Raw genomic sequence first — 24,505 nt, 5'->3', positions numbered from 1 at the left:
CTACTGGATCACCACCTTGACGATGCCGGTGAGGGCGATCTGAGCGAGAGAAAGGGGGACGAGGAGGGTCCAGGAGAGTTTCTGGAGCTGGTCCTCGCGCAGTCGGGGATAGGTCACGCGGAGCCAGATGACGACGAAGGCGAGGACGGCCGTCTTCAGCAGGGTCCAGACCCAGCCGAGGCCGTCGGCACCCCACGGGCCGTGCCAGCCGCCGAGGAAGAGGACGGTGGTCAGGCCGCACAGGACGATGATTCCGGCGTACTCGGCAAGGAGGAACAGGGCGAAGCGGAGGCCGGTGTACTCGGTGTAGGCGCCGAAGATGATCTCCGAGTCGGCGACCGGCATGTCGAAGGGAGGGCGCTGGAGTTCGGCAAGGCCGGCGACGAAGAAGACGACCGCGCCGACGATCTGCCAGGGCAGCCACCACCAGTGGAAGGCGTCGAGGATGCCGGGAATCGACACCGTCCCGGCGGCCATCGCCACCGAGGCGGCGGCGAGGAGCATCGGGAGTTCGTAGGCCAGGAGCTGCGCGGCGGTGCGGAGGCCGCCGAGGAGGGAGAACTTGTTGGCCGAGGCCCAGCCGGCCATGAGTGAGCCGAGGACGCCAACGCCCATCACCGCCAGGACGAAGAAGATGCCGGCGTCCAGGACCTGGCCGACCGCGCCCTCGCCGGGGCCGATGGGGATGGCCAGGAGGACGAGGAGGTACGGGAGGAGGGCGACGGCCGGGGCGAGCTGGAAGATGCGCCGGTCCGCACCCGCCGGGACTACGTCTTCCTTCTGCGCGAACTTCACACCGTCGGCGACGAGTTGGGCCCAGCCGTGGAAGCCGCCGGCGTACATCGGGCCGAGACGTCCCTGCATGTGGGCCATGACCTTGTGCTCGGTCTGGCCGACGATCAGGGGGAAGGTGAGGAAGACGACGAACACGACCAGGAGTCGCAGGGCGACGTCCAGCGCGCCGTTCACTGCGGGCCTCCTGAGGGCTTGTCGGGGTTCGGGGTCGGGGGTTCGGCGGGCGGGTCGTCGGGGGTGGCTTGGGGGGACTCCTCAGATGCGGGCGTCTCCGGCGGGTGCTCCTCGGTAGGCGGCTCCTCGGTAGGCGGCTCCTCGGAGGAGGACCCTTCGGAGGACGGTTCACCGGGGCGCGCCTGGGACTCACCCGAGCCAGCGTCGGTCTCGGCACCGGCATCGGCACCGGCACCGGCACCGGCACCGGCGGACGGCTGCTCCGGAGAGGGCTCGGCTTCACGCGCTGGTTCCGCGACCGGCTCGGCGGCCCTGCTCGGCTCAGCCGTGGGCTGCCGCTCCGACTCCGGGCCCGACTTCGCACCGGAACCCGACTCCCCCTCTGCGCTCGGCATCGTCTCCGCACCCGGCGCCGTCTGCGGGCTCGGCTTCGCCTCCGGCTCGTCGAACGCCGGGCGGGCGTGGTGCCAGGGGGCATCCGAACTGCGGGGCGCGGCGGCGGGTTTGGGCGCCGTGCCCTCTGCCGCCGGGGTCCGGGCGCGCTGCGAGGCCGAGCCTTCGCCGGCGCTGCGTGCGCGTCGCGGCGCAGCGGCACCGCCGGTGGCGCCCGGCTTCTGGTCGGTCGGCCCCTCCGCCGGGGTACCGGCGGCCTCCGCTGCAGCAGGTCCGGCCGAGGCACCCTCGGTCGAAGGCGCCGCCGCCTGACTGGCCGACCCCTCCGCCGCCGTACGAGCCCGGCGCGGCCCGGCCGGAGCCTCACCAGCTCCCGGAGGCGCCGCCGCCGCCTGACTCACCGACCCTTCCGCCGCCGAACGAGCCCGCCGCGGACCGGCCGCGCCCTCACCCGACGCGGGCGTCGCCGGCCCCTGGCTCACCGAGCCTTCCGCCGCCGAACGTGCACGCCGAGCCCCGGTCGCGCCCTCAGCAGACGTCGCGCCCTCAGCCGCTCCCGGCGTGGCCGTCCCCTGGCTGGCCGACCCCTCCGCAGCCGAGCGAGCTCGCCGCACCGGCCGCTCTCCCGCGCCACGCACCGGCCGCTCCCCCGCAGCCCGGCCCGCACCGCGGGCAGGGCGGGCCGGGGCCGGGGGAAGTTGGCCCTTCAGGGGGCCCCACTCGTTCGGGTCGGGGACGCCCGGGGGGAGCATTTGGCGGCGCTTGGGGCCGCCGTGGTCGGACTCGCCCGGCTCCTTGGCGCCGGGCCAGGCCTTGGCGACTCGGGCGGCCAGGACGAAGTCCTTGCGGAGGGGGTGACCCTCGAAGGTCTCCGGGAGCAGCAGGTGGTCCAGGGACGGGTGGCCCTCGAAGTCGACGCCGAACATTTCGTGGGTCTCGCGTTCGTGCCAGGCGGCGCCGGCGTAGACGTCGACGGCCGAGGCGAGCGTCGGGGCCTCGTGCGGGACGGTCGTGCGGACCAGGAGGCGGTGGAGGGGGGACAGGGACACCACGTGGGCCGAGACGCGGAAGCCCGTGCCCGGTTCGTCGACCGCGCTGAGCCAGTCGAAGTAGGTGCAGCCCAGCTGGTCACGGGCCACGCGCAGTGCCTCGAGCCAGGTCGCCGGCGGGACGTCGACCGTCAGGACCTCGTACGACTCCTCGGCCGTGGCCTCCGTACCGAACAGCTCCTCGGCGGGGGCCGGCAGCCAGCCGACGTTCCCGCTCATCGCCCCTCCTCCGAAGGGGACCCGGCTGCCGGGGGCTGCACCAGGCCGCTCTGCAGGGCGGCGGCCGAGGGGCGTGCCGTCCCGTTGCCGTACCGCTCCCCCAGCGACTCGCGGGCGATCTTCTCCTGGAGCTTGAGGATTCCCTGGAGCAGGGCCTCGGGGCGGGGCGGGCAGCCGGGGACGTACACATCGACCGGGATGATCTGGTCGACGCCCTTGGTGACGGAGTAGGAGTCCCAGTAGGGGCCGCCGCAGTTGGAGCAGGCGCCGAAGGAGATGACGTACTTGGGCTCGGGCATCTGCTCGTACAGGCGCTTGACCGCCGGGGCCATCTTGTCGGTGACCGTGCCGGAGACGACCATCAGGTCGGCCTGGCGCGGGCCCGGGGCGAAGGGGATGACGCCGAGGCGGATGAAGTCGTGGCGGGCCATCGACGCGGCGATGAACTCGATCGCGCAGCAGGCGAGGCCGAAGTTGAAGACCCAGAGGGAGTACCTGCGGCCCCAGTTCAGGATGACCTTCATTGGCTCCGGGGCCAGGCGGGCCAGCGCTCCCAGCCTCTTCGGCTCCGGCAGCATCACGGGCTCAGGGGTCACGTCCATGCCAGGACGCCCTTCTTGTATGCGTAGAGCAGGCCGACGGCCAGGAAGCCGAGGAAGATGAACATCTCCACGAGGGTCGTCGCGCCGTATCCGGGGGCGGCGAAGACCGTCGCCCAGGGGAACAGGAAGATCGAGTCGACGGCGAAGATGACGTAGAGGAAGGCGTAGACGTAGTAGCGGACCTGGGTGTGGGCCCAGCCCTCGCCGACGGGGTCGACTCCGCACTCGTACGTCAGGAGCTTCTCGGGGGTGGGGACCACCGGGCGCAGCAGGCGGCCGGCCCCGAAGGCGACCGCGACGAAGAGCACGCCGACGACGGCGAGCAGTCCGACGACCGAGTAGGACCGGAAGTAGTCCGCCGCGACGACGACGGTCGGATCGACGACGGTCAATTCCCGCACGTCCGTCCCTTCGCTGCTGTTCGACGATCTGTACGCACGGGAGTCTAGGCCCTGATAAAGGGACGGTAAGCAGCCCGTCACGGCTTGAGATGTCCTCGAGATCCGGGGGTGGGGTTTTCCCCAGTGCACGGAGGCGGACGACCTCATGGCGCAGCCGCCCGGCGCGCGGCACGCTAGCCCATATGACCGAACGACTCTCGCGCCCGGCTCGGGCCCCGGAAGGGGACGGCGACAGCCTGCCGCCCGCCCGTTTCGCCTACGACAAGCACACCTGGAAGGAGATCGCGCATCTCCTGGCGAACCTCCCGGTGTCGCTGCTCGGGTTCATCTATGTCGTGACGGTGATGTTCACCGGGTTCTGGCTGGCCGTCACGGTGATCGGCTTCCCGCTGCTCGCACTCGGGCTGCTCGGCGCACGGCTGCTGGGCCGGATGGAGCGGAAGCGGGCCAGGGCGCTGCTCGGGGTGAAGATCGACGAGCCGAGCCCGTTGCCCAGACACACGACCGGGTACCTGCAGCGGCTGTGGATGACGCTGAAGGACCCGGTGGCCTGGCGGACGGTGCTGTACGACTTCATGCGGCTGCCCTGGGGCGTCCTCACCTTCACCATCACGCTGACCTCGCTGTTCGTGCTGTGGCCGGTGCTGCCGTTCATCGCGCGGGGCCTCGCCAACGCCGACCGGGCGATGGTGCGCGGGCTGCTGTCGCCCTCCGACGAGCTGGAGCGGCGTATCGCGGAGCTGGAGTCGGACCGGGGAGTCGTGGTCGACACGGCCAACGCCGATCTGCGGCGCATCGAGCGCGATCTGCACGACGGGGCGCAGGCCCGCCTGGTCAATCTGGCGATGGGGCTGGGCCTGGCCAAGGAGAAGCTGCTGGAGGACCCCGACACGGCGGCGGAGATGGTCGCGGAGGCGCACGGCGAGGTGAAGCTCGCACTGCAGGAGCTGCGGGACCTGGCGCGCGGCATCCATCCCGCCGTACTCACGGACCGGGGGCTGGATGCCGCGCTGTCCGCGGTCGCCTCGCGCTGCACCGTGCCCGTGAAGGTGACGGTCGACCTCGGCACAAGGCCCGCCGCGGCCATCGAGGGCATCGCCTACTTCACCGTCTCCGAGCTGCTGCAGAACATCAGCAAGCACAGCGCGGCGAAGACCGCGTCCGTGGAGGTGTGGCGGGCGAACAGCCGGCTGCTCATCCAGGTCGAGGACGACGGCCGCGGAGGCGCGCGCCTCGACGGCGGCACCGGCATGCAGGGCCTCGCCGACCGGCTGGACGCCGTCGACGGCCTGTTCGTCATCGAGTCCCCGCAGGGCGGACCGACGGTCGTCACGGCGGAACTGCCCTGGCGGGACCGCCCGGCCGGCGAGGGGTAGGGAAAACCCCCCTTCCAAGACTCCGACGGACTCCATGGTCCGTGGACCTGCGGCGCAGCAGTGTGGAGGTACGGCAGGACAGCCCCGCCGAGCAGGGTGAGTGGACGAGTAGAACGGACGACGCCGATGGCCACGGAGTACGGACAGGGGTACGGGTACGACGGTGGACTCGGCCTCGACGAGCAGCGGCGGCACCGGCTGCCCGCCGGGCTGCGGGCGCCGTTCGAGGCGCGCAGCTGGCGCGAGTTCGGATATGTGCTGCTCAGCCTGCCCATCGGCATCATGCTCTTCGTGTACGCGGTCACGATGGTGTCGCTCGGGGCGGGCCTGCTGGTGACGTTCCTCGGGATTCCGGTGCTGGCGGCGGGGCTGGCCGGCTGCCGCGGGTTCGGGGCGCTGGAGCGGGCGCGGGCGCGGGCGCTGCTGGGGCTGGAGGTCGCCGAGCCCGAGCCGCTGCGGATGAAGAAGTCCGGCGTGATGGCCTGGATGGGGGCCGTGCTCAAGAGCGGCACGTCGTGGCGGACGCTGCTGTACGCGGTGCTGCAGTTCCCCTGGTCGGTGCTGTCGTTCGTGGTCGCCGTGAACTTCTGGGCGTACGGGTGGGCGCTGCTGACGTATCCGCTGTGGTTCTGGCTCTTCCCGATGTACGGCGGTCAGGGCGGGCTTCAGCTGTACGGCGACGGGAGCCACAGCATCTACCTCGACAACCCCTTCGAGATCACCGTGACGGCGTTGGTGGGGCTGTTGTTCACGCTGGCCACACCGTGGATCGTGCGGGCGCTGACGATGGTGGACCGGCTGATGGTGCACGGGCTGCTCGGGCCGTCCCGGCTGTCCGCGCGGGTGGTGGAGCTGGAGTCCGACCGAGGGGTCGTGGTGGACACGGCTGCTGCGGACCTGCGGCGGATCGAGCGGGATCTGCACGACGGGGCGCAGGCGCGGCTGGTGGCGCTGGCCATGGATCTGGGGCTGGCTAAGGAGAAGCTGACGGAGGATCCGCAGGCGGCGGCGCGGATGGTGGACGAGGCACACGGCGAGGTGAAGACGGCGCTGCAGGAGCTGCGGGACCTTGCGCGCGGGATTCATCCGGCGGTGCTGACGGACCGGGGGCTGGATGCGGCGCTGTCGGCCGTGGCCTCACGGTGCACCGTGCCGGTGCAGGTGGAGGTGGACCTGGCCGAGCGGCCGGCGCCGGCCATCGAGGGGATCGCCTACTTCACGGTGTCGGAGCTGCTGCAGAACATCAGCAAGCACTCGCGGGCCACCTGGGCGGCGGTGGACGTGTGGCGGGTGGAGAACCGGCTGATGGTGCAGGTCATGGACAACGGGGTGGGCGGCGCGGATGCCTCCGCCGGGTCCGGGCTCGGCGGGCTTGCCGAGCGGTTGGACGCGGTGGACGGGATCCTGGTGGTGGACTCGCCGGTCGGCGGGCCTACGCGGGTGACCGCGGAGCTGCCGTGGCGGGGAGAGCGGGCGCTCGGCTGAGCGCCGGGTTCTTCCGTGGCGCAGCGCCGGACGGGCTGAGAATGCCCGACCGGCGTTGCACCGTGTTGCCGCTCGCGCGGCCGAAACCCGTCGTGCAGTGCACGTGTTCCCGTTGATTCGCGTCTGCCGGGCGCAGTGCGGTCCGAATGCTGGAATGCTGGACTACTGGCATGTGGCGTCGGGCTGGGGGGACCGGAGATCGTGGAGGACAGGGTGCGGGTGGTCATTGCCGAGGATTCAGTGCTGCTCAGGGAGGGGCTGACCCGGCTGTTGACCGACCGCGGGCACGAGGTCGTCGCCGGGGTCGGCGACGGGGACGCGCTGATCAAGACCATCACGGAGCTGGACGGGCAGGGCGAGCTGCCGGACGTGGTGGTGGCGGACGTGCGGATGCCACCGACGCACACCGACGAGGGGGTGCGGGCCGCCGTACAGCTGCGGAAGGCGCATCCCGGACTCGGTGTGCTCGTGCTGTCGCAGTACGTGGAGGAGCGCTACGCCACCGAACTACTGGCCGGGTCCAGCCATGGCGTCGGCTATCTGCTCAAGGACCGGGTAGCCGAGGTGCGTGAGTTCGTGGACGCGGTGGTGCGGGTGGCCCGGGGCGGCACCGCACTGGACCCGGAGGTCGTCGCTCAGCTGCTCGGACGCAGCCGTAAGCAGGACGTGCTCGCGGGACTCACCCCGCGGGAGCGGGAGGTCCTGGGGCTGATGGCCGAGGGGCGGACGAACTCGGCGATCGCCCGGCAGCTGGTCGTCAGCGACGGCGCCGTCGAGAAGCACGTCAGCAACATCTTCCTGAAGCTCGGACTCTCCCAGAGTGACGGGGATCACCGGCGGGTTCTCGCGGTCCTCACCTATCTGAACTCGTGACGGGCTGACACTGAGTCAACAGCCACTCACTCAGTCGTCAGTCCAGCGTCCGTCCAGCCCTAGAACCGAAGAATTGCGGGGAGCGTCTTCAAAGGAAGCGCCGGGGGGCGAGAAATCATGACAATTCAGGGCGTCGCACCGTCTCAAATCCGTGTCCATCATGCGAATGGCCGAGGGAAGGCGACCCTAACGGACGTAGGGTTGATCCTGGGAAGGCCTGCGGGAAGGCCGGTCCCAGACAGCCGCCTCGAGGGAGGTCCAGTTCAGTGACCAGCCAGGTCAGCAGGGCAGCGGAACAGGCCGAAGAAACCGTCGTGGGAGAGCAGCGCAAGCCGGCGGGAACGAAGGACGTACGTCGGCTGGACCGGGTGATCATCCGGTTCGCGGGGGACTCCGGTGACGGTATGCAGCTCACCGGTGACCGCTTCACCTCCGAGACGGCGTCCTTCGGAAACGACCTCTCCACCCTTCCGAACTTCCCCGCCGAGATCCGCGCACCTGCCGGAACCCTGCCGGGTGTCTCCTCCTTCCAGCTGCACTTCGCCGACCACGACATCCTCACTCCGGGCGACGCCCCGAACGTGCTGGTCGCCATGAACCCCGCCGCTCTGAAGGCCAACATCGCCGATCTGCCGCGCGGCGCGGAGATCATCGTCAACACGGACGAGTTCACCAAACGGGCGATGCAGAAGGTCGGTTACGCCGCCTCGCCCCTGGAGGACGGCTCGCTCGACGGGTACAGCCTCCACGAGGTGCCGCTGACCACGCTGACGGTCGAGGCGCTCAAGGAGTTCGATCTCTCCCGCAAGGAGGCCGAGCGCAGCAAGAACATGTTCGCGCTGGGGCTGCTGAGCTGGATGTACCACCGGCCGACCGAGGGCACCGAGAAGTTCCTGCGGACCAAGTTCGCGAAGAAGCCGCAGATCGCCGAGGCCAACCTCGCCGCCTTCCGCGCGGGCTGGAACTTCGGCGAGACGACCGAGGACTTCGCGGTCTCCTACGAGGTCGCGCCGGCCGCCACCGCCTTCCCGCCGGGGACCTACCGCAACATCTCCGGGAACCTGGCTCTCGCGTACGGCCTGATCGCGGCCTCGCGCCAGGCCGATCTGCCGCTGTTCCTGGGGTCGTATCCGATCACTCCGGCCTCGGACATCCTGCATGAGCTGAGCAAGCACAAGAACTTCGGCGTACGGACCTTCCAGGCGGAGGACGAGATCGCCGGGATCGGCGCCGCACTGGGCGCGGCCTTCGGCGGCTCGCTCGGCATCACGACGACGTCCGGTCCGGGTGTGGCGCTCAAGAGCGAGACCATCGGGCTGGCGGTGTCGTTGGAGCTGCCGCTCCTCGTGATCGACATCCAGCGCGGTGGGCCCTCCACCGGTCTGCCCACCAAGACCGAGCAGGCCGACCTGCTGCAGGCCATGTTCGGCCGCAACGGCGAGGCCCCGGTCCCGGTGATCGCGCCCAGGACGCCGGCCGACTGCTTCGACGCGGCCATGGAGGCGGCGCGCATCGCACTCACGTACCGCACCCCGGTGATGCTGCTCTCCGACGGCTACCTGGCCAACGGCTCGGAGCCCTGGCGCATCCCGGAACTGGACGAACTCCCGGACCTGACCGTGCAGTTCGCGCAGGGACCGAACCACACCCTCGAGGACGGCACCGAGGTCTTCTGGCCGTACAAGCGCGACCCGCAGACCCTCGCCCGCCCCTGGGCCATCCCCGGCACGCCCGGTCTCGAGCACCGCATCGGCGGCATCGAGAAGGAGGACGGCACGGGCAACATCTCGTACGCCCCCGCCAACCACGACTTCATGGTCCGCACCCGCCAGGCCAAGATCGACGGCATCGACGTACCGGATCTGGAGGTCGACGATCCGCACGAGGCGCGCACGCTGGTGCTCGGCTGGGGCTCGACGTACGGACCGATCACGGCGGCGGTACGGCGGCTGCGCGCGGCCGGGGAGTCCATCGCGCAGGCGCATCTGCGTCACCTCAACCCGTTCCCGCGGAATCTCGGCACGGTGTTGAAGCGTTACGACAAAGTGGTGATTCCCGAGATGAACCTCGGTCAGCTCGCCACGCTGATCCGGGCGAAGTACCTGGTCGACGCCCACTCGTACAACCAGGTGAACGGCATGCCGTTCAAGGCTGAGCAGCTCGCCACGGCTCTCAAGGAGGCCATCGATGGCTGAGACGTCCACGGAAGGCACGGGCACGATCGAGGCGCTTTCGCTCGTTCCCAAGGCCGAGGCCCGCCAGTCCATGAAGGACTTCAAGTCCGACCAGGAAGTGCGCTGGTGCCCCGGCTGCGGTGACTACGCGATCCTCGCCGCCGTCCAGGGCTTCATGCCCGAGCTCGGTCTGGCCAAGGAGAACATCGTCTTCGTCTCGGGCATCGGCTGCTCGTCCCGCTTCCCGTACTACATGAACACGTACGGCATGCACTCCATCCACGGCCGTGCGCCCGCCATCGCCACCGGCCTGGCGTCCAGCAGGCGCGATCTGTCCGTGTGGGTCGTCACCGGTGACGGTGACGCGCTGTCCATCGGCGGCAACCACCTGATCCACGCCCTGCGCCGGAACGTGAACCTGAAGATCCTCCTCTTCAACAACCGGATCTACGGCCTCACCAAGGGCCAGTACTCGCCCACCTCCGAGGTCGGCAAGATCACGAAGTCGACGCCGATGGGGTCGCTGGACGCGCCCTTCAACCCGGTGTCGCTGGCGATCGGCGCGGAGGCCTCCTTCGTGGCGCGGACGATCGACTCCGACCGCAAGCACCTGACGGAGGTGCTGCGCCAGGCCGCGGCCCATCCGGGCACGGCGCTGATCGAGATCTACCAGAACTGCAACATCTTCAACGACGGCGCCTTCGAGGCCCTCAAGGACAAGCAGCAGGCGGAGGAGGCGGTGATCCGCCTCGAGCACGGGCAGCCGATCCGCTTCGGGGCGGACGGTTCGCGCGGTGTCGTACGGGATGCGGTCACCGGTGACCTGAAGGTGGTCGACGTGACCGCGGACAACGAGTCTCGGATTCTGGTCCACGACGCCCACTCCGCGTCGCCGACCACGGCCTTCGCGCTGTCCCGCCTGGCCGACCCGGACACGCTGCACCACACGCCGATCGGCGTGCTGCGCTCCGTCGACCGGCCCGTCTACGACACGCAGATGGCCGACCAGCTCGACGCGGCGATCGAGCAGAACGGCAAGGGCGACCTGGGGGCGCTGCTGGCGGGCGGAGACACCTGGACGGTCGTCGGCTGACCTCGGTCCGCTGTCTGCGCGGGGCCCGGATGCGGTACGGCGTCCGGGCCCCGCGCATGGGTGTCACACGTCGGGGATGTCCTTCTTGGCGCGGATGAGGGTCTCGCGGGTGATGACGACGATGCGCTCGTAGTCGGCCCGGGCTGCGTCAGGGGGGAGGTGCGGATCGAGGGCGGCGGTGGCTTCGGTGCCGATGACGGCGAAGCTGCCGTCGGTCAACTCGAAGATGTCCGGGCAGGTCTCGGAGGTGAGACTGCCTCTTTTGCGGGGTGGATCGCCGAGGCGGCGACTTATCCGGACGGCCATGGAATCGTCAGGCAACTGAGCGTCCCCTCCCGGAGTCACAGTCAACGCCGAGAGCATCACCCGAGCGGCCCGTGCTCACACTCACTCACTGGAGTACAGATGCGGCATGCGCCCTCAGCCGTGCGCCGGGGGCTCGGGCTCCGGCTCGGACCCGGGCACGGAACCCACCACCCACCACTCGTCCGGCTCCTCGGCCAGCTCCTCCATCATCACGTCGACGGTCGCGCCGATCTTCGCCTCCACCGAGTCCGGGGGCAGGCTCCGCCGGTGGTCCACGGTCCGGTCCCAGTACTCGGCGAAGACCGAGTTGATGCACAACACCCTGAGATGGCCGAGGAGTTCGTCCCAGCCGATCACTCCGACCCGGTGGGCGAGCACCAGGGAGCCGTACTGCTGGTTGGCGAAGATCATCTGTCGCCGCCGGGCATCGGAAAGGCCGCCCAGCGTGCTCGACGCCTCGGCCAGGGTGGGGTCGTCCAGCTTGCGGTCGTTCTGGTCCGCGATGAGGCGGTAGTACTGGGTCAGGTTCGCCCGGTGGATCTCCTCGGTCATCAGCGCCAGCTGCTGCACCAGCTCGGTCAGCAGCTGTTCCAGCCGTCGGCGGTCGGCGCCCCGGGCGAAGGACACCCGCATGAGTGCCAGCCCCGCCGCCACTGCAGAACCGATACTTCGCGCGGCCGTGTTCCGCCGTAAAGCCATCTCGAGGAATCCCCCTGGATCAGGTGACCGCGCGTCGGCCGCCGGTGGCACGGACCGGCGCACGGCAGGGCATGACACCCCGCTTCCAGCGTGCCCGGTGCCGTGAGGCGGCGCGGGAGGCGGAGAGGGGGCGCATGGAAGGACATGCCGCTCATGCCGATCGGCGCCCTGACACTCGTGTGCCCGGTGAGCGCCCACCGCATGCGTCCCGGGCACTTACCGTCGCGTCAGTACCTTACTTCAAAGTGGGTACTTTCGAAGAGTTAGCGCAGCCCCTAGGGTTAGTGGCAACCGCACCCCACAAGGAGTTCGCAACCATGAGCATCGTCGTCACCGGCGCCACCGGACACCTCGGCCGTCACGTAGTGGAACAGCTGCTGGAGAAGGTCCCGGCCGACCAGATCACCGCGGTCGTGCGCGACGAGGCGAAGGCCGCCGACTTCGCCGCACGCGGCGTGAAGATCGCCGTTGCCGACTACAACACCCCCGAGAGCTTCGGCAGCCTCTTCTCGGCCGGCGACAAGGTCCTGCTCATCTCGGGCAACGAGTTCGACAAGGGCCGCGTCGGCCAGCACAAGGTGGTCATCGAGGCCGCCAAGGCGGCCGGTGTCGCGCTGCTCGCCTACACCAGCGCCCCGGGCAGCCTGACGGCCGCGCTCGCCGACGACCACCGCGGCACCGAGGAGGCGCTCCTCGCCTCCGGCCTGCCGTACGCGCTGCTGCGCAACGGCTGGTACCACGAGAACTACACCGAGAACCTGGCCCCCGTGCTGGAGCACAACGCCGTCGTCGGCGCCGCCGGCGACGGCCGGGTCTCCTCCGCCTCGCGCGCCGACTACGCGGCCGCCGCCGTCGCCGTCCTGACCGGCGAGGGCCACGAGAACAAGACGTACGAGCTGGGCGGCGACGAGGCGTGGAGCTTCGCCGAGTACGCGGCCGAGGTCAGCAAGGCGACCGGCAAGGAGATCGCCTACAGCCCCGTCTCCGTCGAGGCCTACACCGGAATCCTGACCGGCGCCGGGCTGCCGGGTCCGCTCGCGGCCGTCCTCGCGGGCGTCGACGCCTCCATCGAGAAGGGCGAGCTGGTGGTCTCCACCGGCGATCTGTCCCGTCTGACCGGCCGTCCGACCACGCCGCTCGCCGACGCGATCGCGGTGGCCGTCAAGGGCTGACACCCCCCACGGGCCCCGAGCGCCGGACTCCCCCGCCGGGCCTCGGGAGCACCACCCCCGCCTGTCATGACCGTATGCCGATACGGACATGACAGGCGGGGGTGCTCGGCGTTACCTTCTGCCTGGCACGTGTGCGCGACGAGGCGAGGAGGAGGCCCGTGACCGGGAAGTCGAGGGGCGAGCGGCACATAGGTCTGCTGAACGGCTTCGCGGCATACGGGATGTGGGGTCTCGTCCCCCTTTTCTGGCCCCTGCTGAAGCCCGCCGGAGCGGTCGAGATCCTCGCCCACCGGATGGCCTGGTCGCTCGTCTTCGTGGGCGTCGCGCTGGTGGTGATACGCCGCTGGGCCTGGGCCGGCGAGCTGCTGCGGCAGCCACGCAGGCTGGGGCTGGTCGCGGTCGCCGCGGCGGTGATCACCGTCAACTGGGGCGTGTACATCTGGTCCGTGAACAGCGGGCACGTCGTCGAGGCCTCGCTCGGCTACTTCATCAACCCGCTGGTCACCATCGCGATCGGCGTGCTGGTCCTCAAGGAGCGGCTGCGGCCCGTGCAGTGGGTGGCGGTCGGGACCGGGTTCGCGGCGGTGGTCGTGCTGACCGTCGGGTACGGGCAGCCGCCGTGGATCTCCCTCACGCTCGCCTTCTCGTTCGCCACGTACGGGCTGGTGAAGAAGAAGGTCAACCTCGGCGGGATCGAGTCGCTGGCCGCGGAGACCGCGATCCAGTTCCTGCCGGCCGTCGGCTATCTGCTGTGGCTGACCTCGCGGGGCGAGTCGACGTTCACGACCGAGGGCGCGGGGCACGGGGCGCTGCTCGCCGCGACCGGGGTGGTGACCGCGCTGCCGCTGGTCTGCTTCGGGGCGGCGGCGATCCGGGTGCCGTTGTCGACGCTGGGGTTGCTGCAGTATCTGGCGCCGGTGTTCCAGTTCCTGCTCGGGGTCGCCTACTTCCACGAGTCGATGCCGGTGGAGCGGTGGGCCGGGTTCGCCTTGGTGTGGGCGGCGTTGTGCCTGCTCACGTGGGATGCGTGGCGCGCTGCGCGCAGGCTCGGCCGCCGGATCGAGGTGCTGCCGGTTTCTGCGTCGGCGTCTGCCGCAGTGGACGTCTGACCTGGGGGCACCCGCCCTCGGACCCCCGATCGGCCTCGTCCTCAAACTCCCCCGGACGGGCTGGAAGTACTCGGCCTGCGTCGAGACGTGAGCGCCGGACAGGCCGAGATGTCAGTGCCGGCAGCTATAAGTGGTCCATGACGCAGACTCCCGCACCCACACCCGTCCACTGGAAGCTCGTCATCGACTCCGCCGATCCGCATGCCCAGGCCGACTTCTGGGGTGCCGCGCTCGGGTACGAGGTCGAGGACAACAGCGCCCTCGTCGAACGGCTGCTGCAGCTCGGCGCCCTGCCGACCGCGGCGACCGTCGAGTTCCACGGCCGCCCGGCCTTCCGGGACCTGATCGCCGTACGGCATCCGGACGACCCGTACGACAAGGACAGCGGCACCGGCCTGGGGCGGCGGCTGCTGTTCCAGCGGGTGCCGGAGGCGAAGACCGTCAAGAACCGGCTCCACCTCGATCTGCACCCCGGCGAGGGGCGGCGGGACGGCGAGGTCGAACGGCTGGAGGGGCTGGGGGCGAGCGTGCTGCGGCGGGTCAAGGAGCAGGGCGGGGAGTGGGTGGTCATGGCGGATCCGGAGGGGAACGAGTTCTGCGTGCAGTAGGCCCGCGGCGCCCGGTCCCGTGGGCCGGGTTGATCCGCAATGCGAACTCGCTGTCCTGATAGCGCTCTTGACGCAGAGTTAGTAAAGGCTTCACCATCCGGGGACCAATTCACTCTAAGGAATTCGGAGCCCCCCACATGAAGCTCTCCGTTTCCGGGCGTACGGCGGCCACCGGTGCCGTCGCCATCGGCGTCTCTGCTGTCATGCTCCTGACCGGAGGATCCATAGCCGGCGCGGCACCCGCGCCGGTGGCCGCCGCGCCCGACATCCCCGTGGCGAACGTCAAGGCCCACCTCGCCCAGCTGCAGTCCATCGCCACCGCCAACGGCGGCAACCGTGCGCACGGCCGCGCCGGTTACAAGGCCTCGCTCGACTATGTGAAGGCCAAGCTGGACGCCGCCGGGTTCACCACCACCGTCCAGCAGTTCACGTCCTCCGGCCGCACCGGCTACAACCTGGTGGCCGACTGGCCGGGCGGCGACACCAACCAGGTCGTCATGGCCGGTTCCCATCTGGACAGCGTCACCGCCGGTGCCGGCATCAACGACAACGGCTCCGGCTCGGCCGCCATTCTGGAGACCGCGCTCGCCGTTTCGCGGGCCGGCTACCAGCCCACCAAGCACCTCCGGTTCGCCTGGTGGGGCGCGGAGGAGCTGGGGATGGTCGGCTCGCGGTACTACGTCAACAACCTCTCCACCGCCAACCGTTCGAAGATCAGCGGCTATCTGAACTTCGACATGATCGGCTCGCCGAACCCCGGCTACTTCGTCTACGACGACGACCCCGCGATCGAGAAGACGTTCAAGGACTACTTCACCGGGCTCGGCATCTCCACCGAGCCCGAGACCGAGGGCGACGGCCGCTCCGACCACGCACCGTTCAAGAACGCGGGCGTCCCCGTCGGCGGCCTGTTCAGCGGCGCCGACTACGTCAAGACGGCGGCCCAGGCGGCCAAGTGGGGCGGTACGTCGGGGCAGTCCTTCGACCGCTGCTACCACTCGTCCTGCGACACGACCGCCAACATCAACGACACCGCCCTGGACCGCAACAGCGACGCGGTCGCGCATGCGGTGTGGGAGCTGTCCTCCTAGGGCCCGTTCAATTCCGCTGGGTCAACTCGGCGGCGGCTGGGCCGACTTGCGGGCGCGTTCCGTGAGTCGGCCCATGCGGGCGCGGGCCGACTCCAGCTGCTCGATGTCGTCGGCGGCCGGGCCGTCCTCGGCGGTGAGTTCGGTCCACAGGCCGATCAGTTCGCGGCCCAGGTCCAGGCCCTGCTGCGGGTCGCGCACGGCGCGCCAGGCGGAGGCCGCGCTCTGGACGTTCCCGTAGGCCGCCTCCGCGTCCCGGGCGCGGCGGCGGATCTGCGCGAGGTCGAGGGAGAGCCGGAACGAACGGATCGGGTCCCCCGCCAAGTAGGCGATGTACGCGGTGAGTTCACGCAGCCGCAGCACCTCGGGGTGCTCGGGGCCGAGCGCCGCAGACGCCTCCCCGACCGTGCTCTCGGCCAGCCCCGCCGCCGTCTCGATCCGCCCTGCCTTCACGGCCTCGTTGATCTGCGCCATCGGCTCCGCGAGGAAGGCGGGCGCCACCGGCGGTTCGTCACCGAGCACGGCTTCGGCCACGGCGTCGAAGCCGCGGGCGGGCGTGGGTTTGGGGTCGGGGTCGAGGGCCGGGTCCGGGGGGACGGTGAGGAGGGGGTGGCTGGTGGAACGGTTGGGTGCGGGTTCCGGGCGAAGTGCAGAGCTGTGGGGGCGGGCGTCTTCTGGTGCGGGGCTCTGCGGACGGGCGTCTTCGGGTACGGAGCCGTACGGACGGGAGTCCTGAGGCTCAGTGGTGTGCGGGCGGGCGTCCTGGGGTTCGGGACGGTGCTGCGGCACCGCGTCCATCGGCGGAGGCGGGCCGAACTCGCCCTTCGGTGCCGCGACCGTGCCGGGGGCCCTGTCCTCGGCCGGCTCCGGCACCTGCCGCAATGCGAAGGTCGGCGAGACCCCTTCCGCAGCACCGCCCGACGGCTCGGGAACGGCCCGCAGGGGGAACGTCGGAACGTTCTCGCCGAGCGGCTGCGGCTCGGTCACCGCACGAAGGGGGAAGGTCGGGGCCGTCTCGCGGACGGGTTCCGACGCCGCGCGGAGGACATGCGTCGGCTTGTCACGCTTGGGCGGCTGCTCGGGCTGCCCCGGTTCCACGGCGGCTGCGGGGGCCTGCGGCTCGGCAGGCGGTACCGGAACCGCCCCTGGCGGTGGGGGTGTTGAGGGTGCCGTGGACGACGCGGGTGAGACAGCCGGCGCGGGCGACGGGGAGGGCTCGGACGGTGCCGGTGGCGGCGACAGTGCGGGCGGCGCAGGCGGTGGGCCCGACGCGGCCCTCGGCTCCCCCGGCCGACCCGGCTCGCCCGCCTCCCTCGGCGGAGCCATCCGTACGGGCTCCCCCGTGAAACTGCTGGCCCCGTCCGCGTCCACCTGAAGGTGCAGGACGAAGCCGATCCGCTCGTCGTGGACCGTGACCTGCACGGGGTGGCCGGTGGCGAGCACGATGCGGTGCAGGTGGTTCAGGACGGCCTGCTGGATCTCCTCGCCGGCCGCCGCGGTGACCGGTACCCCGCCGATCCACGCGCCGACCGCACCGGCCGCGTCGTCCGCGGGGACACGGACGTCGATCGGTGCCGCCACGAGGGCCGCCGAGCGCGCGGCGCGCTCCTGTTCCCGCTTCTTCTCGCGGCTGAGTCGAGACATCGGTTCCCTCACTCGGATGCGTCGGGAGTCGAGCGGATTGCGCGTTCGGGTTCCATGGTGCTCCCTCCCGCCGTCGGGTTTCCGCTCCCCCGGCGCCAAGATCCGTTCTTGCACGTACTGTTGAGTCTCTCCGGTCGCTCCCGGTCCTCGGGTCACCGTGGCGTCACAGACTCGTCCCAGGACTTCGCCACCGTCGCGTGACCCTACCGGCACCGTGCGGATCGGTGGGCGCGAGGCCCTGACGAGGGAGGAGAGCGGGCATGCGGACGGACGAGCAGCAGGGGCCGGAGATCTGGATCCGGGGGCCGGTCGCCGTACCGGAACCGGGACCGCAGGAACCCGCCCACGCAGCCGCCACCGCCCGGCGCTACTCCTGGGTCGGCACTCACGGCGGCGCCGGCGTCTCGACGCTCGCCGCGGTCTACGGCGGTCACGACTGCGGCCGCGACTGGCCCGGCCCCGACGATCCGCGGTCCGTACTGCTCGTCGCCCGTACGCACGCGTCCGGACTGGCGGCCGTGCTGCGCGCCCTGGAGGTCTTCCGGCTCGGGGAGGTGCCGCCCGGGCTCGACCTCGACGCCGTCGTGCTCGTCGCGGACGCGCCGGGGCGGCTGCCGCGGCCGCTCGAGAAGCAGGTCCGGCTGATCGAGTCGCTGGTCGACGTGTACCGCGTGCCGTGGGTGCCCGACTGGCGCCTCGGCGACCTGAGCGGAACGCCACCACGGGAGACGGAACCACTGGCCCGCCTCACCGGGGCCGCGACGCGGCACAAGTAAGGCCCCCGCAGAACCCGTAGAGCTCTTCACCACCGCTCGGCGAGTCGGCGCACCATGGACAAGTAATTGCGCACGCATATAATGCATGGGCGAGTAATCGTCGTACGCCCATCACCCTGGAGACGCCATGACCCGCCGCTTCCTGTTCGTCCTGGGCAGCAGCCGTGCCGAAGGCAACACCGAGCTGCTCGCCCGCGAGGCCGCCGATCAGTTGCCCTCGGACGTGGAACAGCAGTGGATCAGTCTGGCCGAGCACCCGCTGCCCGACTTCATGGATCTGCGGCGCGACAGCGACCATGTGCTCCCGCCCGGCGGAAGCACCCCGGCGCTGCTTCTCGACGCCACGCTGGCTGCCACCGACATCGTGATCGCCTCCCCGCTGTACTGGTACTCGGTGTCCGGTCTCACCAAGCGCTACCTGGACTACTGGTCGGGCTGGCTGCGCACCCCCGGCATCGACTTCAAGGCGGCCATGGCCGGTCGCACGCTCTGGGGCGTGGCGGCCCTGGCCGACACCGAGTTCTCGGTCGCCGACCCGCTGACCGGCACCCTGAGCAACTCGGCCGCCTATCTGAAGATGCGCTTCGGCGGAGTCCTGCTCGGCAACGGCAGCAGGCGTGGTGACGTCCTGAACGACACCGCGGCGCTGGCCCGCGCCAAGACGTTCTTCGCGCAGGAGGCCCCGCTCGCCCGCTTCCCCCACGAAATCGGCTGAGGCAGGACGAGGGCTATGCCGTGATGTCCTTCGTCGTGAAGCGCGCCCAGGCCGCCGAGCCGAACACCGCCGCGTACAGGGCCTGGAGTTCGAGGTTCTTCACCAGGTCGTCCCAGTAGACCGGGTCGCGCATCAGGTCGGCGAAGGACAGCCAGTAGTGGGAGAAGAAGTAGGGCTGTATCGCGTGGAGTTGGGGGATCTGGTCCAGGATCTGGATGGTGATCAGCAGCCCTACGGTCGTCGCCATCGCCGCTATGCCGCTGCTGGTGAGCGTGGAGATGAAGAGGCCCAGGGCGGCTACGCCTATCAGGGACGCGGCGACGATCAGCGCGATCAGCAGGGCCCGGCCCAGGCCCTCGGCGAAGCTGATCTGTGTGCCGGAGATCGTCGTGAGGTCGCCCAGTGGGAAGAGGATGGCGCCGACCGTCAGTGCCGAGACCGCCACCACGAGCGTGGCGACCAGGCAGAAGGTCATCGTGGTCGCGTACTTGGTGAGCAGGAGGCGGGTGCGGCCCGCGGGGGCGACCAGCAGGTAGCGGAGGGTGCCCGAGTTCGCCTCGCCGGCGATCGCGTCGCCCGCGATGACGCCGATCGCCATCGGCAGGAAGAACGGGAGCGTCGCGGCCAGCGCGGTGAAAACCAGGAACAGGCCGTTGTTGGTGATCTGCGAGATGAAGGCCGGGCCGCCTCCTCCGCCGCGACCGGGGCCGGCCGACGAACCGTCGCTCGTCTCGATCTTGACTGCGATGCCGACCAGGACGGGGACGGCCGCGAGTACGGCGAGGAGGGCGAGGGTGCGCCAGCGGCGGAACGTGGTGACCAGTTCGCTGCGGAAGAGTCCGAAGGTCCACAGCGGACTCGGTGCGCGCACCTCGGTCACGACCGCTTCAGCCTGCGACATCGAAGCCCTCCCCCGTCAGTGCCACGAACGCGTCCTCCAGGGAGGCCCGTTCGACGCCGAAGCCGCGGACGCGGACGCCGGCCGTCACCAACGCGGCGTTCACCTCGGCCAGGTCGCGGTCCGGGGGCTCGGCGGTCACCCGGTCGTCGGCGACCACGACGTCACCGGCGCCCTGTTCCTTCAGCACGCGGGCCGCGTCGCCGGTGTCGGGTGTGGTGACGACCAGCCGGCCGCGCGCTCCCGCCGCCAGGTCGGCCACCGCGCCCTGGGTGATCAGGCGGCCCTGGGTCATCACTGCCGCGTGTGTGCAGACCTGCTCGATCTCGTCGAGGAGGTGGGAGGAGAGGAAGACGGTGGTGCCGTCGGACGCCAACTCCCGGACCAGGGAGCGGATTTCGCGCATGCCCTGCGGGTCGAGGCCGTTGGTCGGCTCGTCGAGCACGAGCAGCTTGCGCGGCTGGAGCAGCGCGGCCGCGAGGCCGAGCCGCTGCTTCATGCCCAGCGAGTACGCCTTCGCCTTCTTGCCGGCCGCCGCCGTCAGGCCCACCCGGTCCAGCGCCGCCGCGACGCGGGTGCGCCGGGTGCGCGGGTCGGCCGTCGGGTCTGCGGCGTCGTAGCGCAGGAGGTTGTCGCGGCCGGAGAGGAAGCCGTACAGCGCGGGGCCCTCGATGAGGGCCCCGACGTGCGGGAGGACGGTGCGGGTGGCGCGGGGCATGGGGCTGCCGAGCACACGGGCCGTGCCCGACGTGGGCTCGATGAGGCCCATCAGCATGCGGATGGTGGTGGTCTTGCCGGAGCCGTTCGGACCGAGGAAGCCGAAGACGCTGCCCGCCGGGACGGTCAGGTCGAGGCCGTCGACGGCGAGCTGCCCGCCGCGGTAGCGCTTGGTGAGCGCGCGGGTGGCGATGACGCTCTCGTCACCGGCCTGCCCGGCGGCGCCTCCCGTTTCCGGCTCCGTGGCGGACGGCTCGTCCATCGGCTCCCTCGATTCGTGCTCGTACGACCTCGTGCGGCGACTACGTACAGTGATTACGTATGGCCACCGCGCAAGGTTCCCAGCCGGCGAGCATTCCCGGCTAGCCCGCGTTCGCCGCCTTCACCAGCGCGTCCTTGTTCACCGCGCCGACGTAGACCTTGCCGTCGTCGGTGATCAGGGCGTTGATCAGGCGGGTCTTGAAGACCGTGCCCGAGCCGAACTTGCCGGTGACCTTGTCGCCGAGGGAGTCGAGGAAGCCGCCGAAGTCGCCGCCGACGTCGGAGCCGGACGGGACGCCCTGGCCGCCGGTGTCGAAGGTGGCGATGGAGTTCCAGCCCTTGCCGATGACGTTCAGACCGTCGAGGCCCTTGGCGAGGTCCTCGTCGGGCTTGCCGCTCTTGTCGTCGCCCTTCAGCCCGCCGTCGAAGTGGCCGTCGGCGTGGTCGGCCTGGTCGTCCTCGGTGACCTTGGCGCCCTTGGGCACCTTGAAGTCGAAGGTGGAGGCGGCCGGCTTGGCGAAGCTGACCTGGGTGAAACCGGCGTCGATCACGGCGGCGCCGCCGCTCGACGGGGTGAGCGTGAACTTCAGCGGCAGCCCGGTCTTCGAGTCCACGGCCACGGTGATCTGGCCGACGGTCGACCCGGACTGCTTCGGCTTGATGACCAGCCGGTACGCATCCCGGCCGGCTACCTGCGCGGTCCCCTCGACGGTCACGGAGGTGGTGTCGTCGACCGCCTTCAGGGCGTCCTCGGTGAGGTCCTTGGGCGTGGCGGGGACGTCTTCCTTCTTGTGCTCGGCCGCGCTGTCGGAGGCGGTCGAGTGGTAGACCGAGTTCGACTGGCTGTCGTAGCCCCAGATGTCCTTGCCGTTGTGGATGAGGCTGTACTCGGCCGCGTTCTCCAGAAGCGAGATCTTCTGCCGGTCCGGGCCGTCGGCGGCGACGCGCAGGGTGTGCGTGCCGGTGGCGAGCTCGGTCAGCTTGGCGGACGGGTCGGCGGAGGAGTCGTCGCCCGACCTGCCGGCGCCGGAGGTGAGACTGTTCTCGAGACCGCCGAGGTCCGGGAGCCCCAGATCCGTGGTGATCTTGAACGTGCCGGACATCTGCTGCACGTCCGACTTGGCGATCTTGTCGATGAGTTGCTGCGCGCTGATCTTCGGCAGGTCGGGGTCGCCGGAGTCGGCGAGTGCCGGGACGAGCCCGATGGTCGCAGCCGCCACCCCCACCACCGCGACCGGGACTACGTACCGCGCGGCCTTGTGCCGGCCCGTGCGCAGGTCGTCGGCGTCCCCGGCGGTCGTACTGTCGTCGGATTCGTACGGTGCCATGTGTGCGCTACCTCCGTCGTCGGCGGCGGCTTGTCCAACTCGCGTGGTTTCGTTGTCCATCCCGTGCCGCCATTCTCACCCGAATCGGTGAGGAGTGGTGATTTCCGTGGTTTCCATCTCACCAAATCGGCCAGGGAGAAGCGTCAGACCCCGGAGCCAACTCCATGTACACCTGGGGTATGACACGAGAGGGCGGCGCCTCCCCCGACCCGTAGGGGTCACAGGGGAGGGCGCCGCCCTGATGAGGTTGTGTCAACTACCGGATCAGCTCTGCAGGAACACGTAGTCCGCCTGGTAGGGGACGCCGACGATCGTGCCGGGCTCGCAGGAACCGGCCGGGGCGACTCCGCCGACGGTGTTCAGCCGCAGGATCTCCGCGGTGTCGGCGAGCAGGCCGTGGTGCTTGCCGGACTGGGTGGCCTTGAGGTCGAGTTCGGGAATGTTGCCGTCGCCGTTCGGGGTCTTGGTGAGGACGGCCCCGGTGACGGAGCTGCCGTCGCGCGCGACCCACTGCGGCGTACCGGAGTTGGGCTTGACGAAGGAGTGCTGGATGCCGCCGCCGAGCTCGGCACTGACGTCGCGCTGGGCGAAGGCGTACCCGCCGCCGTCGGCCGGCTTGCACTCGTAGATCTGCTTGCCCTTGACGACGGACGCCTGGAAGTTGTCGAAAGCGTTGCGGAAGTCGAAGGCGGCGACGGTGACCTTGTGGAGCTGGCCGCGGACGGCGCCGCCCGGGAACTCGGCGGTGTGCAGGTTGGCGTAGAAGGAACCGGGATCGGACTTCAGCGCGTCGAGCAGTGTCTTGTCCTCGACCTTGACGGTGCCGGTGACGCTGTGCCGCCTGCTCTTCTCGAGCAGCTTGGTGAAGTCGACCTTGACGCCGCCGTTGGTGCCCTTGGCGCCCTGGTGGATGTGGAGCATGGTCGGCTTGCCGGTGCCGCGCCAGGTCACGGCCACGGACACCTTGTCACCCTTGACCTTGATGAACTCCAGAGCGGCGCCGTCCTTGTCGCCGACGGCCGGACCGCCTGCCACGGGCACCTCGTTGGCGCCCCGGAGGCTGGCGGCGAGGAGGGTCCCCCCACTGCCGCCGGAGACGGTTCCGCTCTGTGTCACGATGCTCTGCTCACTCATGCCGGAGTGGCCCGCGTGGTCGGCGCGGTTGCCTCCGGCGGCGAAGGCGGGAATCACCGCGGCGGCGACACCACCGGTGGCGGCCACCGCGACCGCGGTGACGATCAGGCTCTTACGGCGCTTCGAGAACGTCGCGTTCATGCCCATGATTCTGTTTTCTCCCCGTAGACCGGCCGACACCCCCTGCGTCGGCCTTCTGGGTATATGTACGGAAGGGATCTCAGGTTGGACTCAGTCCAGCCTTGTGACGTGTATCACAGCAGACTCGGCGCAGGTCAGGACCCGATACAGGGCAGTACCTGACGCCGGCCCGGGCAATCCCAGCCCGTCCGGCGTGTGCAGAACAAGACCCTTTCGGGCCGATGGGGGTGCAGGGGCAGTGCCCCTGCGGACCCGCGATCAGCCGGCCCGGTGCACCACGGCGTCGCACATCTCCATGAGCGCGGCCTTCGCATCGCAGTCCCTCAGCGGCGCCAACGCCGCCCGCGCGTCCTCCGCATAGCGCACGGTGTCCCGGCGCGCCTGCTCCAGCGCGGGATGTGCCCGCAGCCCCGCGAGCGCCTCGGCGTGCCGCGCGTCGTCGCTCAGGTCGGAGTCCAGCAGTTCGCACAGCGCGATGTCCTCGGCCAGCCCGAGACGCGCCGCCCGCTCCCGCAGCCGCAGCACCGGAAGGGTGGGGATGCCCTCGCGGAGGTCCGTGCCCGGCGTCTTGCCCGACTCGTGCGAGTCGGAGGCGATGTCCAGCACGTCGTCCGCCAGCTGGAAGGCGACGCCCAGCCGCTCGCCGTACTGGGTGAGCACGTCCACCACCGTCTCGTCGGCGCCCGACATCATCGCGCCGAAGCGGCACGACACCGCCACCAGCGAGCCCGTCTTGCCGCCCAGCACATCGAGGTAGTGGTCGACCGGGTCCCGCCCGTCCTGCGGTCCCGCCGTCTCCAGGATCTGGCCGGTGACCAGCCGCTCGAACGCCTCGGCCTGGACCCGGACCGCCTCCGGCCCCAGATCGGCCAGGATGTGGGAGGCGCGGGCGAACAGGAAGTCACCCGTCAGGACGGCGACCGAGTTGCCCCAGCGGGTGTTGGCGCTGTCCACCCCGCGCCGCACCTCGGCCTCGTCCATCACGTCGTCGTGGTACAGCGTCGCCAGATGGGTCAGCTCGACCACCACCGCGGACGGTACGACCCCGGGCGCGTACGGGTCCCCGAACTGCGCGGCGAGCATCACGAGCAGCGGACGGAACCGCTTGCCGCCCGCGCGCACGAGGTGCTGCGCGGCCTCCGTGATGAAGGGCACCTCGCTCTTGGTGGCTTCGAGCAAACCTTCCTCGACGGCCGCCAATCCGGCCTGGACATCGGCTTCCAGAGCCTGGTCCCGCACGCTCAGCCCGAACGGCCCGACGACGGTCACGAGGGG

General features: G+C 70.5%; 23 protein-coding genes. 11 read left to right on the top strand and 12 right to left on the bottom strand.

Annotated elements, in window-relative coordinates; translation table 11 throughout:
* From ACFY1L_RS07405 to ACFY1L_RS07390, 4 genes are read right to left on the bottom strand one after another with little or no spacing between them, the layout of a single operon-like run.
* Complete coding sequence (locus ACFY1L_RS07405) at positions 1–969, bottom strand: NADH-quinone oxidoreductase subunit H (protein WP_388819635.1); 969 nt, start codon at positions 967–969, stop codon at positions 1–3.
* Entirely contained in the window at positions 966–2,630 is a 1,665-nt protein-coding gene (locus ACFY1L_RS07400; RefSeq protein WP_388819632.1) for an NADH-quinone oxidoreductase subunit C, read from the bottom strand. The genes ACFY1L_RS07405 and ACFY1L_RS07400 overlap by 4 nt, the downstream gene beginning before the upstream one ends.
* On the bottom strand, positions 2,627–3,232 hold the full coding sequence (locus tag ACFY1L_RS07395; protein ID WP_388819629.1) for an NADH-quinone oxidoreductase subunit B: 606 nt from the start codon (positions 3,230–3,232) through the stop codon (positions 2,627–2,629). The genes ACFY1L_RS07400 and ACFY1L_RS07395 overlap by 4 nt, the downstream gene beginning before the upstream one ends.
* On the bottom strand, positions 3,223–3,633 hold the full coding sequence (locus tag ACFY1L_RS07390) for an NADH-quinone oxidoreductase subunit A (RefSeq protein ID WP_361265182.1): 411 nt from the start codon (positions 3,631–3,633) through the stop codon (positions 3,223–3,225). The genes ACFY1L_RS07395 and ACFY1L_RS07390 overlap by 10 nt, the downstream gene beginning before the upstream one ends.
* 182 nt (positions 3,634–3,815) lie before the next feature.
* Between ACFY1L_RS07390 and ACFY1L_RS07385 the strand changes: the two genes are divergently transcribed.
* The 5 genes from ACFY1L_RS07385 to ACFY1L_RS07365 all read left to right on the top strand — a co-directional run bounded on the left by ACFY1L_RS07385 (position 3,816) and on the right by ACFY1L_RS07365 (position 10,634).
* The gene (locus ACFY1L_RS07385) at positions 3,816–5,009 is read left to right on the top strand and encodes a sensor histidine kinase (protein WP_388819626.1); all 1,194 of its coding nucleotides are present in this window, start codon (positions 3,816–3,818) and stop codon (positions 5,007–5,009) included.
* 126 nt (positions 5,010–5,135) lie between these two features.
* Positions 5,136–6,494, top strand: coding sequence for a sensor histidine kinase (locus ACFY1L_RS07380; protein ID WP_388819623.1), 1,359 nt, complete (start codon positions 5,136–5,138; stop codon positions 6,492–6,494).
* A 213-nt stretch (positions 6,495–6,707) separates the two neighbouring features.
* Positions 6,708–7,367 (top strand): response regulator transcription factor, encoded by a 660-nt coding sequence (locus ACFY1L_RS07375; RefSeq protein WP_361265660.1) that lies wholly within the window; start codon positions 6,708–6,710, stop codon positions 7,365–7,367.
* 266 nt (positions 7,368–7,633) lie between these two features.
* The gene (locus ACFY1L_RS07370; protein ID WP_388819620.1) at positions 7,634–9,562 is read left to right on the top strand and encodes a 2-oxoacid:acceptor oxidoreductase subunit alpha; all 1,929 of its coding nucleotides are present in this window, start codon (positions 7,634–7,636) and stop codon (positions 9,560–9,562) included.
* The gene (locus tag ACFY1L_RS07365; protein ID WP_388819617.1) at positions 9,555–10,634 is read left to right on the top strand and encodes a 2-oxoacid:ferredoxin oxidoreductase subunit beta; all 1,080 of its coding nucleotides are present in this window, start codon (positions 9,555–9,557) and stop codon (positions 10,632–10,634) included. Before ACFY1L_RS07370 ends, ACFY1L_RS07365 begins: the two co-directional genes overlap by 8 nt.
* Before the next feature lie 63 nt (positions 10,635–10,697).
* Here the strand turns inward: ACFY1L_RS07365 and ACFY1L_RS07360 are convergent, their stop codons facing one another.
* Positions 10,698–10,940 carry a hypothetical protein gene (locus ACFY1L_RS07360; RefSeq protein ID WP_388821111.1) on the bottom strand — a complete coding sequence of 81 codons (243 nt, stop codon included), beginning with the start codon at positions 10,938–10,940 and terminating at the stop codon, positions 10,698–10,700.
* 114 nt (positions 10,941–11,054) lie between these two features.
* Entirely contained in the window at positions 11,055–11,639 is a 585-nt protein-coding gene (locus ACFY1L_RS07355; RefSeq protein WP_388819614.1) for a DUF6082 family protein, read from the bottom strand.
* Positions 11,640–11,956: 317 nt separating this feature from the next.
* On the opposite strand from ACFY1L_RS07355, the gene ACFY1L_RS07350 reads away from it, so the two are divergent.
* The 4 genes from ACFY1L_RS07350 (at position 11,957) to ACFY1L_RS07335 (ending at position 15,619) form a co-directional block, all read left to right on the top strand.
* Positions 11,957–12,811, top strand: a complete 855-nt coding sequence (locus ACFY1L_RS07350) for an SDR family oxidoreductase (RefSeq protein ID WP_388819611.1) — start codon at positions 11,957–11,959, stop codon at positions 12,809–12,811.
* A gap of 158 nt (positions 12,812–12,969) precedes the next feature.
* On the top strand, positions 12,970–13,920 hold the full coding sequence (gene rarD / locus ACFY1L_RS07345; RefSeq protein WP_388819608.1) for an EamA family transporter RarD: 951 nt from the start codon (positions 12,970–12,972) through the stop codon (positions 13,918–13,920).
* Positions 13,921–14,057: 137 nt separating this feature from the next.
* Positions 14,058–14,528, top strand: coding sequence for a VOC family protein (locus ACFY1L_RS07340; RefSeq protein WP_388819605.1), 471 nt, complete (start codon positions 14,058–14,060; stop codon positions 14,526–14,528).
* A 137-nt stretch (positions 14,529–14,665) separates the two neighbouring features.
* The gene (locus ACFY1L_RS07335) at positions 14,666–15,619 is read left to right on the top strand and encodes a M28 family metallopeptidase (protein WP_388819602.1); all 954 of its coding nucleotides are present in this window, start codon (positions 14,666–14,668) and stop codon (positions 15,617–15,619) included.
* Positions 15,620–15,640: 21 nt separating this feature from the next.
* Here ACFY1L_RS07335 and ACFY1L_RS07330 read toward each other — a convergent pair whose 3' ends face one another.
* Complete coding sequence (locus ACFY1L_RS07330) at positions 15,641–17,260, bottom strand: tetratricopeptide repeat protein (RefSeq protein ID WP_388819599.1); 1,620 nt, start codon at positions 17,258–17,260, stop codon at positions 15,641–15,643.
* A gap of 260 nt (positions 17,261–17,520) precedes the next feature.
* Between ACFY1L_RS07330 and ACFY1L_RS07325 the strand changes: the two genes are divergently transcribed.
* Together ACFY1L_RS07325 and ACFY1L_RS07320 are read left to right on the top strand one after the other, a co-directional pair.
* Entirely contained in the window at positions 17,521–18,036 is a 516-nt protein-coding gene (locus ACFY1L_RS07325) for a hypothetical protein (protein ID WP_388819596.1), read from the top strand.
* A gap of 127 nt (positions 18,037–18,163) precedes the next feature.
* The gene (locus tag ACFY1L_RS07320; RefSeq protein ID WP_388819593.1) at positions 18,164–18,751 is read left to right on the top strand and encodes a flavodoxin family protein; all 588 of its coding nucleotides are present in this window, start codon (positions 18,164–18,166) and stop codon (positions 18,749–18,751) included.
* A gap of 13 nt (positions 18,752–18,764) precedes the next feature.
* Here the strand turns inward: ACFY1L_RS07320 and ACFY1L_RS07315 are convergent, their stop codons facing one another.
* The 5 genes from ACFY1L_RS07315 to ACFY1L_RS07295 form a co-directional block, all read right to left on the bottom strand.
* A complete protein-coding gene (locus ACFY1L_RS07315) occupies positions 18,765–19,652 on the bottom strand; it encodes an ABC transporter permease (protein ID WP_388819590.1) in 888 nt (295 codons plus the stop codon).
* Entirely contained in the window at positions 19,639–20,628 is a 990-nt protein-coding gene (locus ACFY1L_RS07310; protein ID WP_388819587.1) for an ABC transporter ATP-binding protein, read from the bottom strand. Before ACFY1L_RS07310 ends, ACFY1L_RS07315 begins: the two co-directional genes overlap by 14 nt.
* A gap of 100 nt (positions 20,629–20,728) precedes the next feature.
* Complete coding sequence (locus ACFY1L_RS07305) at positions 20,729–21,955, bottom strand: outer membrane lipoprotein carrier protein LolA (RefSeq protein ID WP_388819584.1); 1,227 nt, start codon at positions 21,953–21,955, stop codon at positions 20,729–20,731.
* Positions 21,956–22,219: 264 nt separating this feature from the next.
* Complete coding sequence (locus ACFY1L_RS07300; RefSeq protein WP_388819581.1) at positions 22,220–23,230, bottom strand: CHRD domain-containing protein; 1,011 nt, start codon at positions 23,228–23,230, stop codon at positions 22,220–22,222.
* 258 nt (positions 23,231–23,488) lie between these two features.
* Entirely contained in the window at positions 23,489–24,499 is a 1,011-nt protein-coding gene (locus ACFY1L_RS07295) for a polyprenyl synthetase family protein (protein ID WP_388819578.1), read from the bottom strand.
* Positions 24,500–24,505 lie beyond the last annotated feature (6 nt).

The sequence above is a fragment of the Streptomyces sp. NPDC001663 genome, assembly GCF_042893105.1.
GTDB lineage: Bacteria > Actinomycetota > Actinomycetes > Streptomycetales > Streptomycetaceae > Streptomyces.
Note: the sequence above shows the minus strand (reverse complement) of the source record. Positions and strands in the feature narration are given on the sequence as shown.

What these genes read in the sequence shown, in the direction of transcription:
- ACFY1L_RS07355 (WP_388819614.1), bottom strand. Translation starts at nt 11,639, where the DNA reads ATGGCTTTACGGCGGAACACGGCCGCGCGAAGTATCGGTTCTGCAGTG.
- ACFY1L_RS07385 (WP_388819626.1), top strand. Translation starts at nt 3,816, where the DNA reads ATGACCGAACGACTCTCGCGCCCGGCTCGGGCCCCGGAAGGGGACGGC.
- ACFY1L_RS07330 (WP_388819599.1), bottom strand. Translation starts at nt 17,260, where the DNA reads ATGTCTCGACTCAGCCGCGAGAAGAAGCGGGAACAGGAGCGCGCCGCG.
- ACFY1L_RS07310 (WP_388819587.1), bottom strand. Translation starts at nt 20,628, where the DNA reads ATGGACGAGCCGTCCGCCACGGAGCCGGAAACGGGAGGCGCCGCCGGG.
- ACFY1L_RS07340 (WP_388819605.1), top strand. Translation starts at nt 14,058, where the DNA reads ATGACGCAGACTCCCGCACCCACACCCGTCCACTGGAAGCTCGTCATC.
- ACFY1L_RS07380 (WP_388819623.1), top strand. Translation starts at nt 5,136, where the DNA reads ATGGCCACGGAGTACGGACAGGGGTACGGGTACGACGGTGGACTCGGC.
- ACFY1L_RS07315 (WP_388819590.1), bottom strand. Translation starts at nt 19,652, where the DNA reads ATGTCGCAGGCTGAAGCGGTCGTGACCGAGGTGCGCGCACCGAGTCCG.
- ACFY1L_RS07395 (WP_388819629.1), bottom strand. Translation starts at nt 3,232, where the DNA reads ATGGACGTGACCCCTGAGCCCGTGATGCTGCCGGAGCCGAAGAGGCTG.
- ACFY1L_RS07325 (WP_388819596.1), top strand. Translation starts at nt 17,521, where the DNA reads ATGCGGACGGACGAGCAGCAGGGGCCGGAGATCTGGATCCGGGGGCCG.
- ACFY1L_RS07400 (WP_388819632.1), bottom strand. Translation starts at nt 2,630, where the DNA reads ATGAGCGGGAACGTCGGCTGGCTGCCGGCCCCCGCCGAGGAGCTGTTC.
- ACFY1L_RS07300 (WP_388819581.1), bottom strand. Translation starts at nt 23,230, where the DNA reads ATGAACGCGACGTTCTCGAAGCGCCGTAAGAGCCTGATCGTCACCGCG.
- ACFY1L_RS07365 (WP_388819617.1), top strand. Translation starts at nt 9,555, where the DNA reads ATGGCTGAGACGTCCACGGAAGGCACGGGCACGATCGAGGCGCTTTCG.
- ACFY1L_RS07335 (WP_388819602.1), top strand. Translation starts at nt 14,666, where the DNA reads ATGAAGCTCTCCGTTTCCGGGCGTACGGCGGCCACCGGTGCCGTCGCC.
- ACFY1L_RS07320 (WP_388819593.1), top strand. Translation starts at nt 18,164, where the DNA reads ATGACCCGCCGCTTCCTGTTCGTCCTGGGCAGCAGCCGTGCCGAAGGC.
- ACFY1L_RS07360 (WP_388821111.1), bottom strand. Translation starts at nt 10,940, where the DNA reads ATGGCCGTCCGGATAAGTCGCCGCCTCGGCGATCCACCCCGCAAAAGA.
- ACFY1L_RS07305 (WP_388819584.1), bottom strand. Translation starts at nt 21,955, where the DNA reads ATGGCACCGTACGAATCCGACGACAGTACGACCGCCGGGGACGCCGAC.
- ACFY1L_RS07350 (WP_388819611.1), top strand. Translation starts at nt 11,957, where the DNA reads ATGAGCATCGTCGTCACCGGCGCCACCGGACACCTCGGCCGTCACGTA.